General features: G+C 67.8%; 9 protein-coding genes and 8 tRNA genes. 15 read left to right on the top strand and 2 right to left on the bottom strand.

Annotated features, from left to right (window positions below; all coding sequences use genetic code 11):
- Positions 1–53 precede the first annotated feature (53 nt).
- The 4 genes from BM43_RS36130 to BM43_RS36115 all read left to right on the top strand — a co-directional run bounded on the left by BM43_RS36130 (position 54) and on the right by BM43_RS36115 (position 4,751).
- On the top strand, positions 54–1,094 hold the full coding sequence (locus tag BM43_RS36130) for a microcin C ABC transporter permease YejB (protein ID WP_013698557.1): 1,041 nt from the start codon (positions 54–56) through the stop codon (positions 1,092–1,094).
- 1 nt (position 1,095) lies between these two features.
- The gene (locus BM43_RS36125; protein WP_013698556.1) at positions 1,096–2,193 is read left to right on the top strand and encodes an ABC transporter permease; all 1,098 of its coding nucleotides are present in this window, start codon (positions 1,096–1,098) and stop codon (positions 2,191–2,193) included.
- Entirely contained in the window at positions 2,190–3,947 is a 1,758-nt protein-coding gene (locus BM43_RS36120; protein WP_036050815.1) for an ABC transporter ATP-binding protein, read from the top strand. Before BM43_RS36125 ends, BM43_RS36120 begins: the two co-directional genes overlap by 4 nt.
- 114 nt (positions 3,948–4,061) lie before the next feature.
- Positions 4,062–4,751, top strand: a complete 690-nt coding sequence (locus tag BM43_RS36115) for a C40 family peptidase (RefSeq protein WP_013698554.1) — start codon at positions 4,062–4,064, stop codon at positions 4,749–4,751.
- A 173-nt stretch (positions 4,752–4,924) separates the two neighbouring features.
- On the opposite strand, the gene BM43_RS36110 is transcribed toward BM43_RS36115, so the two are convergent.
- On the bottom strand, positions 4,925–5,863 hold the full coding sequence (locus tag BM43_RS36110) for a patatin-like phospholipase family protein (RefSeq protein WP_036050817.1): 939 nt from the start codon (positions 5,861–5,863) through the stop codon (positions 4,925–4,927).
- A gap of 415 nt (positions 5,864–6,278) precedes the next feature.
- Between BM43_RS36110 and gltX the strand changes: the two genes are divergently transcribed.
- The 10 genes from gltX (at position 6,279) to BM43_RS36060 (ending at position 9,686) form a co-directional block, all read left to right on the top strand.
- Positions 6,279–7,679, top strand: coding sequence for a glutamate--tRNA ligase (gltX, locus tag BM43_RS36105; protein WP_036050820.1), 1,401 nt, complete (start codon positions 6,279–6,281; stop codon positions 7,677–7,679).
- A 140-nt stretch (positions 7,680–7,819) separates the two neighbouring features.
- A tRNA-Ala gene (locus tag BM43_RS36100) sits at positions 7,820–7,895 on the top strand.
- A gap of 155 nt (positions 7,896–8,050) precedes the next feature.
- Positions 8,051–8,126, top strand: a tRNA-Glu gene (locus BM43_RS36095).
- A 77-nt stretch (positions 8,127–8,203) separates the two neighbouring features.
- Positions 8,204–8,280 (top strand) — tRNA-Asp (locus BM43_RS36090).
- A gap of 79 nt (positions 8,281–8,359) precedes the next feature.
- Positions 8,360–8,435: transfer RNA gene (locus tag BM43_RS36085), tRNA-Glu, on the top strand.
- A gap of 76 nt (positions 8,436–8,511) precedes the next feature.
- Positions 8,512–8,588 (top strand) — tRNA-Asp (locus BM43_RS36080).
- 103 nt (positions 8,589–8,691) lie between these two features.
- Positions 8,692–8,767 (top strand) — tRNA-Ala (locus BM43_RS36075).
- A 36-nt stretch (positions 8,768–8,803) separates the two neighbouring features.
- Positions 8,804–8,879: transfer RNA gene (locus tag BM43_RS36070), tRNA-Glu, on the top strand.
- A 76-nt stretch (positions 8,880–8,955) separates the two neighbouring features.
- Positions 8,956–9,032, top strand: a tRNA-Asp gene (locus BM43_RS36065).
- Between the two features lie 186 nt (positions 9,033–9,218).
- Positions 9,219–9,686: a GNAT family N-acetyltransferase gene (locus BM43_RS36060; protein ID WP_036050823.1), complete on the top strand. Its 468-nt coding sequence runs from the start codon at positions 9,219–9,221 to the stop codon at positions 9,684–9,686.
- On the opposite strand, the gene BM43_RS36055 is transcribed toward BM43_RS36060, so the two are convergent.
- A complete protein-coding gene (locus tag BM43_RS36055) occupies positions 9,679–10,620 on the bottom strand; it encodes an AraC family transcriptional regulator (RefSeq protein WP_036050825.1) in 942 nt (313 codons plus the stop codon). The genes BM43_RS36060 and BM43_RS36055 overlap by 8 nt on opposite strands.
- A 280-nt stretch (positions 10,621–10,900) precedes the next feature.
- Here BM43_RS36055 and BM43_RS36050 point away from each other — a divergent pair, with 280 nt between their 5' ends.
- Positions 10,901–11,329 (top strand): gamma-glutamylcyclotransferase family protein, encoded by a 429-nt coding sequence (locus tag BM43_RS36050; protein WP_036050827.1) that lies wholly within the window; start codon positions 10,901–10,903, stop codon positions 11,327–11,329.
- The last annotated feature ends 65 nt before the right edge of the window (positions 11,330–11,394 follow it).

Below are 11,394 nucleotides of genomic sequence, written 5' to 3'. Positions count from 1 at the left end.
GCGCCCGTTGTTTCCCTAACCGCGCTGCGCGCGCCGCCTGGTCGATCCCGCCTATGTGGAGCTACATCCTCAAACGTCTGCTGCTGATGATCCCGACCCTGCTCGGCGTGCTGACCATCACCTTCGCGGTGATCCAGTTCGTGCCGGGCGGGCCGGTCGAACAGGCGATGCAGGAACTGCGCAAGGGTGCCGAGCAGGGCCACGTGCCGTTCGGCATGCGCGCCTACTCGGGCGTGGACCCGCAGCAACTCGCCCAGCTCAAGGCGCTGTACGGCTTCGACAAGCCGCCCATCGAGCGCTACGGCCTGATGCTGGAACGCTTCGCGCATTTCGACCTGGGCCAGAGCTACTTCCATCACCAGAGCGTCTGGTCGCTGGTGGTCTCGAAGCTGCCGGTGTCGATTAGCATCGGCATCTGGACCTTCCTGCTGACCTACCTGATCTCGGTGCCGCTGGGCATCGCCAAGGCGGTCTACAACGGCACGCCCTTCGACGTGGCCTCGAGCCTGGCGGTGCTGGTCGGCTACGCGATCCCCGGCTTCGTGCTCGGCGTGCTGCTGCTGGTGCTGTTCGGCGGCGGCTCGTTCTGGCAGTTGTTCCCGCTGCGCGGCCTGACCTCGGACAACTTCGCCCAGCTGAGCCTGGCCGCCAAGATCACCGACTACCTCTGGCACCTGGTGCTGCCGATCACGGCCTCGGTGGTGGGCAGCTTCGCGGTGATCACCATGCTCACCAAGAACGCCTTCCTCGACGAGATCCGCAAGCAGTACGTGCTGACCGCGCGCGCCAAGGGCCTGTCGGAGCGGCGCGTGCTCTGGAAGCACGTGTTCCGCAACGCGCTGCTGCCGCTGATCGTGGGCTTCCCGGCCGCCTTCATCGGCGCCTTCTTCTCGGGCAGCCTGCTGATCGAGACGCTGTTCTCGCTCGACGGCCTGGGCCTGCTGTCCTACGAGTCGGTGATCCGCCGCGACTACCCGGTGGTGCTCGGCACGCTCTACCTGTTCACGCTGATCGGCCTGGTCACCAAGCTGGTTTCCGATCTCTGCTACGTCTGGGTCGACCCCCGGATCCAATTCGACCAACTGGAGCGCTGAGTTGAGCCGAACCGCCGTTTCCTCCCGCGTCGACGCCGCCCGCGCGCGCGTCTCGCCGTCTCCCGCGCGCCGCGTCTGGCAGCGCTTTCGCCGCCAGCGCCTGGGCTACTGGAGCTTCGTGGTGTTCCTGGTCGCCTTCGCGATCAGCCTGGCCGCGCCGCTGTGGTCCAACGACAAGCCGCTGGTGGTGCGCTACGACGGCCACTGGTACTTCCCGATCGCCAGGGACTATGCCGAAACCACCTTCGGCGGCGACTTCCCGACCCCGGCCGACTACCTCGACCCTTACGTGCGCAAGCGGATCGACGCGCCGGGCAACTTCGCGATCTATCCGCCGAACCGCTATTCCTACACGACGCTGAACTACTTCTCGGCGCTGCCGAACCCGGCGCCGCCTTCGCGCGACAACTGGCTGGGCACCGACGCGCAAGGGCGCGACCTGCTCGCGCGGCTGGTCTACGGCTTCTGCGTGTCGGTCGAGTTCGCGCTGGTGCTGACCCTGATCGGCACCGTGCTGGGGATCCTGGCCGGCGCGGTGCAGGGCTTCTACGGCGGGCGCATCGACATCGTCGGGCAGCGCCTGATCGAGATCTGGAGCTCGATGCCCGAGCTCTACCTGCTGATCATCTTCGCCTCGATCTTCGAGCCCAGCTTCCTGCTGCTGATCGTGCTGCTCTCGCTGTTCGGCTGGATCGGCCTGGCCGACTACGTGCGCGCCGAGTTCCTGCGCAACCGCACCCAGGACTACGTGCGCGCCGCGCGCGCGATGGGCCTGTCGAACTGGCAGATCATCTGGCGCCACGTGCTGCCCAACAGCCTCACGCCCGTCATCACCTTCCTGCCGTTTCGCATGAGCGGCTCGATCCTGGCGCTGACCAGCCTCGACTTCCTCGGCCTGGGCGTGCCGCCGCCCACGCCGAGCCTGGGCGAGCTGCTTTCGCAGGGCAAGGCCAATCTCGACGCCTGGTGGATCTCGCTGGCGACCTTCATCGTGCTGGTGTTCACGCTGCTGTTGCTGACCTTCATGGGCGATGCGCTGCGCAACGCGCTCGATTCGCGCGTGGCCGATACCTCGCGCGCGGCCGGAGGTGCGCGATGAGGCCGCCGCTGGGAGCGAAGCGCCCGGTGCTGCAGGCGCAGGCGGATCGACCGGAACGAGCGGGCCTGGCAGGCCCGGGGAGCGCCCCGCGAGCCCCGGGGCAGGGCGCGGGTGCAACCGATCGGACCGGCGGCCCTGCGGCGCCGGGCGAGCCTCTGCTGTCGATCGAGCACCTGCGCGTGAGCTTCGGCGACACGCTGGCCGTCGACGACGTCTCGCTGACGATCGGCCGCGGCGAGCGCGTGGCCCTGGTCGGCGAGTCGGGCTCGGGCAAGAGCGTGACCGCGCTGGCGATCCTGCGCCTGCTGCGCGACGCCGAGCAGGGCGGGCGCATCCGCTTCGACGGGCGCGAGCTCGGCGCGGCCAGCGAGCGCGTCATGCGCGGCCTGCGCGGCGCGCAGATCGCGATGATCTTCCAGGAGCCGATGACGGCGCTCAATCCGCTCTACACGGTGGGCGACCAGATCGTCGAGACCATCGTGCTGCACGATGGGGTTTCCGGGCGCGAGGCGCGCGCGCGTGCCATCGCGCTGCTGGGGCGCACCGGCATCGCCGAGCCCGAGCGGCGCGTCGACAGCTATCCGCACCAGCTTTCCGGCGGCCAGCGCCAGCGCGCCATGATCGCGATGGCGCTGGCCTGCCGGCCGCGCCTGTTGCTGGCCGACGAGCCGACCACCGCGCTCGACGTGACGATCCGCGCCCAGATCGTCGAGCTGCTGCTGGACCTGCAGCGCGACGCCGAGCTCACGCGCGGCATGTCGATCCTGCTGATCACGCACGACCTGAACCTGGTGCGCCGCTTCGCGCAGCGCGTGGCGGTGATGGAGAAGGGCAGGCTGGTGGAGAGCGGCGAGGTGGAGCGGATCTTCGCCGAGCCCGAGCATCCCTACACGCGCAAGCTGCTGAACAGCCGGCCGCAGCGCACCGCCGCGCCGGTGCTGCCGATCGCGCCGGTGATGCTCGACGCGCGCGAGGTGACGGTCGGCTTTCGGCAGAAGTTGCCGGGCCTGGCGGGGTGGTTCCGCAGCGGGCGCTTCACGGCGGTGAAACAGGTCAGCGTGTCGGTGCGGCAGGGCGAGACGCTCGGGGTGGTGGGCGAATCGGGCTCGGGCAAGTCGACCCTGGCGATGGCCCTGCTCGGCCTGCAGCGCATCGAGGCCGGCCGGATCGAATTCGACGGCCGCCCGCTGGCGAGCTGGCGCGGCGCCGACGCGCGGCGCCTGCGCGCGCGCATGCAGGTGGTGTTCCAGGATCCGTTCGGCTCACTCTCGCCGCGCCATACCATCGAGCGCATCGTCGGCGAGGGGCTGGCCCTGCACCGGCCCGAGCTGTCCGCCGAGGCGCTGCGCGAGCGCGTGACGGCGGTGCTGCGCGAGGTCGGGCTCGATCGCACGGTGCTGCATCGCTACCCGCACGAGTTCTCGGGCGGCCAGCGCCAGCGCATCGCGATCGCCCGCGCGCTGGTGCTGGAGCCCAGCATCCTGGTGCTCGACGAGCCCACCAGCGCGCTCGACGTGTCGATCCAGCAGCAGGTGCTGAAGCTGCTCGCCAACCTGCAGCGCAAGTACAACCTCGGCTACGTGTTCATCAGCCACGACCTGGAAGTGATCGGCGCGATGGCGCACCGGGTGGCGGTGATGCAGGGCGGGGAAATCGTCGAGAGCGGGGAAGTCGGAAAAATTTTCACGCAACCGTCACATCCGTATACGCGCAAACTCCTGGCCGCGGTCGGCCAGCCGGGGCTGCCCCAATGATGTGCAGATATTGATTGAATTTTTCAATTCATTTTGACAAACAAATACCGTCTGGCTAGTATCGACCGAAATTTCCGGCAATCACCTGATTTTTAAGCACAAAATTACCGACCGATGCAGCACCGCTCCCTCACCCAGGTATGTACGCGCGCCGTCGCCGGGCTGTTTGTCGGCGTCCTGATTGCTGCGGCTCCCGGCGCGTTCGCCGACGAAGCCGGCAGTTTTAATCAGAATGTCGCATTCTCGACCCAGTCCGGGTCGAATTCCTCCACCCAGAATCCGCAAGCCAGCGCCCCGGCAGCCAGCACGGGCGGCGCCAAGTCGTTCCTCTCCGGCATGGCCGGCAAGGCCGGCGACGTGGTGGTCGGCGCGCTGAACATGATCGGCGTGCGCTACCGCTGGGGCGGCAATTCCCCCGATTCGGGTCTCGATTGCAGTGGCTTCGTGCGCTACGTGTTCCAGGACACGCTCGGTATGTCGCTGCCGCGCCGCGCCGAGGAAATGAGCCGCGTCGGCGAGAAGGTCCGCATGAGCGAGCTCAAGCCGGGCGACCTGGTGTTCTTCAACACCATGCGCCGCACCTTCTCGCACGTGGGCATCTATATCGGCGACAACAAGTTCGTGCACTCGCCCTCGACGGGCAGCACGATCCGCGTCGACGATCTCGACAGCAGCTACTGGGAAAAGCGCTTCACCGGCGCGCGCCGGCTCGAGTCGGAATTCCCGACCAAGCCCGACGACCTGCGCCAGCGCGTGAGCGCGACGATCGGCGGCAACGCGGCGGATTTCACGCCGGGCAACTGATCGCCGCACCGCGGCAGGCAAGCATGGCCGACCCCGGCTTCCGCAAGGAGCCGGGGTTTTTGCTTTGGAGCTTCGGAAAGGGGATGGCGGCGGGCCGGGCGGGGTGAGCGTCGCGTGCCGGGCCGCGAGGCGCCCTGGAGCGCGCTGGGCCCCGGGCGGCTCGACAGGCGCCTTCAGGCGCTCGCGCGTGCCTGCGCGGCCGCCAGCTTGCTCTGCAGCTCCGGCATGATCTTCGCGGCCGCTTCCTCGCCGGCCAGGATCGCCGCGTTGCGCTGCGTGAAGTCGCTCGCGCTCATCGCCGCCAGGTTCGGGCGGATCACCACGTCGGCGTACTTGTCGAGCTCGTAGGCCTTGATGGTCTGGCCCATGATCGTGAAGGTCTGCAGCAGCAGCTCGATCGGATTGCCGGTGGCGGCGCCCTCGGGGCGCGCCGAGATGTCGACGGCGATCACGAAGTCGGCGCCCATCTTGCGCGCGAACGAGGCCGGCACCGGGCTCACCAGGCCGCCGTCGACGTACTCGCGGCTGCCGATGCGCACCGGCTCGAACACCGAGGGCACGCTGCTCGAGGCGCGCACCGCCAGGCCCGTGTTGCCGCGCTGGAACAGGATCGGCTGGCCGCTCTGCAGGTCGGTGGCGACGATGCCCAGCGGGCGCGTCATCTTCTCGATCGGCCGGTTGTTGAGCGTCTTGTTGATGTAGTTCTGCAGCGCCACGCCCATCAGCAGGCCGCGCGAGCGCCAGGGCAGGGCCCAGTCGCTGATCGAGGCCTCGTCCATGGTGAGCGCCAGCTTGTTGAGGTCGAAGGCGTTCAGCCCCGAGGCGTACAGCGAGCCGACCACCGAACCCGCGCTGGTGCCGGCCACCAGGTCGATCGGGATGCTGCGTGCCTCCAGCGCCTTGAGCACGCCGATATGCGCGAAGCCGCGCGCGGCACCGCCGCCCAGCGCGATGCCGACCTTCAGCGGCCGGCGCGGCTGGGTGGTCGCCACCGGCGGCGGGGGCGTCTTGCCGGCATCGGACTTGCCGCCGAACGAGGTGCACGCGGCCAGCGACGCGGACATCGCGGCCAGGGAAAACTGGCGACGGGACAGGCGGGGGGACGACGACATCGGGGCTTTCTCCGGCAGACGGGGGCGGCCGCGCGCGAGGGCGCGGCGAAGGGCGAGGCGGCGCGTGCCGAGCGGGCGCGCGGGCGGCCTTGCGCGCGGCGGACCTGCCGCGGCGCGCACATCATAAAGCAAGCGGCCGGGCGGCGGCACAAGCGGGCGGCGAAGACGCGTGAAGCTTGTGCGAAGGGGCCCGGGGCGGGGCCGCGAGCGCCTGTCATGTCGCACGGCGGGCCTGCGTGCAGGGCGCCGCGACCTGGCCGAACGGCCGGGGGCATGCCCGGAAGCGCGCCGTCGGCGGTTATAATTCCCGATCTTTCTTCCCGTCGCCGACCGCGTCCGGCCGTATCGCCCGCCGCGCGCCGTCGCCGCGTCGTTTGCCATCCGGGCCGCGCGAGCGGCCATCGAGTTACCGTCCATGACCCGTCCTGTCCGTACCCGCTTCGCTCCGAGCCCGACCGGCTTCATCCACCTCGGCAACATCCGTTCGGCCCTCTATCCCTGGGCCTTCGCGCGCAGCACCCAGGGCGCCTTCGTGCTGCGCATCGAGGACACGGATCTCGAACGTTCGTCGGAGGCTTCGGTCGACGCGATCCTCGAGGGCATGAAGTGGCTCGATCTCGATTTCGACGAGGGCCCGTTCTACCAGATGCAGCGCATGGACCGCTATCGCGAGGTGCTCGCGCAGATGCTCGAGAAGGGCCTGGTCTATCCCTGCTACATGTCGACCGAGGAGCTGGATGCGCTGCGCGAGCGCCAGCGCGAGGCCGGCGAGAAGCCGCGCTACGACGGCACCTGGCGCCCGGAGCCGGGCAAGGTGCTGCCCGAGCCGCCGGCCGGCGTGCAGCCGGTGCTGCGCTTTCGCAATCCGCTGACGGGCTCGGTGGTATGGGACGACGCGGTGAAGGGCAGGATCGAGATCTCCAACGAGGAGCTCGACGACCTGGTGATCGCGCGTCCCGACGGCACGCCGACCTACAACTTCTGCGTGGTGGTCGACGATCTCGACATGCAGATCACCCACGTGATCCGCGGTGACGACCACGTCAACAACACGCCGCGCCAGATCAACATCCTGCGCGCGCTGGGCGGCGAGGTGCCGGTCTACGCGCACCTGCCGACCGTGCTGAACGAGCAGGGCGAGAAGATGAGCAAGCGCCACGGCGCGATGAGCGTGATGGGTTATCGCGACGCGGGCTACCTGCCCGAGGCCGTGCTCAACTACCTGGCGCGGCTGGGCTGGTCGCACGGCGATGCCGAGATCTTCTCGCGCGAGCAGTTCGTGTCCTGGTTCGACCTCGAGCACCTGGGCAAGTCGCCGGCGCAGTACGACCACAACAAGCTCAACTGGCTCAACAACCACTACATCAAGGAAGCCGACAATGCCCGCCTGGCCGAGCTGGCCAAGCCCTTCTTCGCCGCGCTCGGCATCGACGAGGCGACGCTCGCGAACGGCGCGGACCTGCCTGGCGTGATCGGCCTGATGAAGGATCGTGCTTCCACCGTGAAGGAGATCGTCGACGGCGCGGCGATGTTCTATCGCGTGCCGGCGCCGGACGCGGAGGAACTCGCGCAGCGCGTCACCGATGCGGTTAAGCCGGCGCTGGCGGGTCTTGCCGAGGCGTTGAAGACGGCCGAGTGGAGCAAGGAAGGCATCGCGGCCGCGCTGAAGGCCACGCTCGCCGAGCATGGCCTGAAGATGCCGCAACTGGCGATGCCGGTGCGCCTGCTGGTGGTGGGCACCACGCATACACCCTCGCTCGACGCGGTGCTTGCCCTGCTGGATCGAAATGTCGTAATCTCGCGCCTCGCTGTTTGAGGTGAGGGAGCGCCTCGGAGCGGGCCGGTGTTTCCGGCCGGCTTTCGAGGGAATCGCGGGATGAAAAATTTTGCGATTCCGATAAAAAGGGTATTTACAAACTCTGGGGTGCTCTCTATAATCTCGTTTCTGTTCTGCAAGGGGGTATAGCTCAGCTGGGAGAGCGCTTGCATGGCATGCAAGAGGTCAGCGGTTCGATCCCGCTTACCTCCACCAACAGAACGGTTTTTGCAGTAGTCTGGTTGAAGTGTCGGCGGTGAAGCGGTTTGAAAAAATCCTTCACAAACTGCTGAAAACCAGTAAGAATCTCGGTCTTTGCTGAATGCGCAAACAGCAAGGGCCAGCAGCAAGACAGAGTCTGAGAAGATTTTGTCCCCTTCGTCTAGAGGCCTAGGACATCACCCTTTCACGGTGAGTACAGGGGTTCGAATCCCCTAGGGGACGCCAGTCATCGCGTCGTGCCCGATTGGTGCGAAGCAGGCGGGCCGAGCGTGATCAGCGCAGGTTTGTCGTGACGAATGTGTGGAGCGGTAGTTCAGTTGGTTAGAATACCGGCCTGTCACGCCGGGGGTCGCGGGTTCGAGTCCCGTCCGCTCCGCCACCAAACGCAAAGCCCGTTCGGCTGTTCGATGAACGGGCTTTATCGTTAAAGGTGCAAGCAGTAGAAGTTGCAGTACGCAGTCCCCTTCGTCTAGAGGCCTAGGACATCACCCTTTCACGGTGAGTACAGGGGTTCGAATCCCCTAGGGGACGCCAAATTCGGCGTCGTTCGAGATTCGATCGATGTGCCGGCAGGAATTAACCGACGCCTGCCGGTGAGCTGTAAAAGACTGGAGCGGTAGTTCAGTTGGTTAGAATACCGGCCTGTCACGCCGGGGGTCGCGGGTTCGAGTCCCGTCCGCTCCGCCAGATACGCAAGGCCCGTTCGGCTGACATTTGAACGGGCTTTATTGTTGAAGGGCAAGGGTAGTAAAGGAGTTGGCAGTCAGCAGCTCCTGCGTTCATGGTGCAAGGGGGTATAGCTCAGCTGGGAGAGCGCTTGCATGGCATGCAAGAGGTCAGCGGTTCGATCCCGCTTACCTCCACCATCCGAACGTTGAGGTAATGAGTCATGGCAGTACGCAGTCCCCTTCGTCTAGAGGCCTAGGACATCACCCTTTCACGGTGAGTACAGGGGTTCGAATCCCCTAGGGGACGCCAAATTGGGCGTCGTTCGAGATTCGATCGATGTGCCGGCAGGAATTAACCGACGCCTGCCGGTGAGCTGTAAAAGACTGGAGCGGTAGTTCAGTCGGTTAGAATACCGGCCTGTCACGCCGGGGGTCGCGGGTTCGAGTCCCGTCCGCTCCGCCAGATATGCAAAGCCCGTTCAGGCATTCCTGAACGGGCTTTTTGCTTTTCAGAGGCTTTGCCGGCCTTCGTCATCGGCGGTGTCCCGCCCGGGGTTTCGTCTTCTTCTCGCCGTCATCGGGCAATTCGCCATTGCATCGGCCGCGCGCTGCGCTATCGTGACGAGGATCCGGGATTTTCCTCGACGCCATGCTCGATCCCACCGACCTGAGACTGCTGTTCCAGCTCCGCCCGGCCGAGGCGGACGACTTCGAGTTCGCCGAAGCGCTCACGCACGCCAACATGGGCGACTACTACCGTCGCCATGGCCTGCAGTGGCGTGCCGACCTGTTCTACCTGAGCTGGTGCGAATCGGAGAACTTCATCCTCGAGCGCGATGGCGAGCGCGTCGGCGTGATGCGGATCACGGAGGAGGGCGACTCGCTGCATATCCGCGACGTGCAGATCCGCGACGGTCATCGCGGGCTCGGCGCCGGCAGCTACCTGCTCGACACCGCGCATCGCTGGGCGCAGGCGCGCGGCCTGCGCGAGACGCAGTTGCGCGTGTTCGTCGACAATCCCGCCGCCAAGCTCTACCTGCGCATGGGCTACCGGCTCGCCGGGCCGCGACTCGCGCAGCTCGGCTCGATCCGGCACATGGTGCGGCTGGTCAACTGAGCTTGCGCGGGGCTTCGGCGCGCTGCGTGCCGGGCGCGGCGACTGTTTCGGAGAACGTCGTCGCGGCCGCATCGGCGGCGGCCGCGGCTTCGCTGGCCGCGGCCGGATCGTCAGGGTCGGCCGTCGGAGCACCGGCATCGCCGAGCATGAAGGCGCGCGGGCTCTTGCCGAAGGCGCGCCGGAACATCGCCGAGAACGCGCTCTGGCTCTGGTAGCCGAGCTCCTGGGCCACATGCGACATCGGCCGTCCCTGGTTCAGCAGCGGAATCGCGCGCGCCAGCAGCGCCTGCTGCTGCCATTGCGTGAAGCTCACCCCCAGTTCCTGGCGAAACAGCCGCGCGATGGTGCGCGTGCTCGCGCCCACGCTGGCGGCCCAGTGATCGAGCGATTCGGCCTGGGCCGGATGCGCGAGCACGGCCTCGCACAGTGCGCGCAGGCGCTTCTCGGACGGCATCGGCACGGCCAGCGGCAGCGGCTCGCTGCGCGTCAGCTCGTCGAGGATCAGGGCGGTGAGCAGGCGCTCGCGCGTCTGCGCCAGGGTGCGCACGTCGAGCGCGGTGATCAGCTCGCGCAGCAGGCCCGAGACTTCCACCACGCGGCAATCGTCGAGGCCGCCGGGCAGCGCCGTCTCGTCGATGTAGAGCGTGCGCAGGAAGGCATCCTCGACCACCACGATCTCGTGCGCCACGCGCGGCGGCACCCAGATCGCGCGCGAGGGCGGCACCATCCAGGTGGTGCCGGCCGTGGTCACGCGCAGCACGCCGCGCGAGGCGTAGGCGAGCTGCCCCCAGGCATGCGTGTGCTGCGGGATGCGCGTGCTGGCCGCCATCGGGCGGGGACGCACGCGCAAGGGGTGCTCGGGCGTCGGCGCGAATTCGGGCGGGATGTCGATCGTGATCGGCGCGGAGAGGGAGAGGGCAGTGGCGGGTTTCATCGGACGCGCGGCGGCTGGACCAAGCGATATTGTATGAGCGGCGGCGCCTTGCCGCTGCCGCGCGGGTCGCGGCGCCGGCAGCGCGCTGTCCCGGTTTTGCCGGCCGCATGCGATTCAATACGAGGCAGGGGGTGACAGCGCGGCCCGGCTGCGCGATGATCGCCTCGCGCCGGAAACTCGCGGCGGTCACGGCGGTCGACGTCGGGATGTGCCCCCGGTATGCGCCCCGGCGCCCGCGCCCGCTCGTTACCGCGATGCCTCGACAGGAGAAGGAATCAGGATGCGCCACGTATTCGTCTACGGCACGCTGCGTGCCGGCGAGATCAACGACATCGGCCGCGCCGCCGCGCGGCATGGCATCGGCGCGCCGCGGCTGCTCGGTTCGGCCACGCTGCGCGGCCGGCTCTACGACTTCGGCGATTATCCGGGCATGGTGCCCGGCGCGGGCGAGGATCACGTGCACGGCGACGTCTACGCGATCGACGAGCGTCTGGTGCCGGTGCTCGACGAGATCGAGGAGGTCTATCCCGGCGTCGACGGCCTGTTCCTGTCGCGGCAGGTCACGGTCGAACTGGCCGGCCGGCGCTACGACTGCCTCTATTACCCGGTGGGCGAGCATTCGGTGGCCGAGCGGCCGCGCATCGCCTCGGGCGACTGGGTGGCCCACCGGCTCGCGCGCCAGATGCCGGCCGAGCTGCAAGCCGGCTGAGACGGCCCCTTCGCGGGCCCACCGCGGCCAATAGGAAAACGGGCGTGCCGTTCGACAAACATCGA

Origin of the sequence: Burkholderia gladioli (genome assembly GCF_000959725.1) — a bacterium.
In the GTDB taxonomy this organism is placed as follows: Bacteria; Pseudomonadota; Gammaproteobacteria; order Burkholderiales; family Burkholderiaceae; genus Burkholderia; species Burkholderia gladioli.
The sequence above is the reverse complement of the archived record's forward strand: the minus strand, read 5'-3'. Positions and strand labels throughout refer to the sequence as shown.

Excerpts from the sequence above, each read along its gene's own strand:
- BM43_RS36130 (WP_013698557.1), top strand. The coding sequence starts at position 54 with ATGTGGAGCTACATCCTCAAACGTCTGCTGCTGATGATCCCGACCCTG.
- BM43_RS36120 (WP_036050815.1), top strand. The coding sequence starts at position 2,190 with ATGAGGCCGCCGCTGGGAGCGAAGCGCCCGGTGCTGCAGGCGCAGGCG.
- BM43_RS36115 (WP_013698554.1), top strand. The coding sequence starts at position 4,062 with ATGCAGCACCGCTCCCTCACCCAGGTATGTACGCGCGCCGTCGCCGGG.
- BM43_RS36110 (WP_036050817.1), bottom strand. The coding sequence starts at position 5,863 with ATGTCGTCGTCCCCCCGCCTGTCCCGTCGCCAGTTTTCCCTGGCCGCG.
- gltX (WP_036050820.1), top strand. The coding sequence starts at position 6,279 with ATGACCCGTCCTGTCCGTACCCGCTTCGCTCCGAGCCCGACCGGCTTC.
- BM43_RS36060 (WP_036050823.1), top strand. The coding sequence starts at position 9,219 with ATGCTCGATCCCACCGACCTGAGACTGCTGTTCCAGCTCCGCCCGGCC.
- BM43_RS36055 (WP_036050825.1), bottom strand. The coding sequence starts at position 10,620 with ATGAAACCCGCCACTGCCCTCTCCCTCTCCGCGCCGATCACGATCGAC.
- BM43_RS36050 (WP_036050827.1), top strand. The coding sequence starts at position 10,901 with ATGCGCCACGTATTCGTCTACGGCACGCTGCGTGCCGGCGAGATCAAC.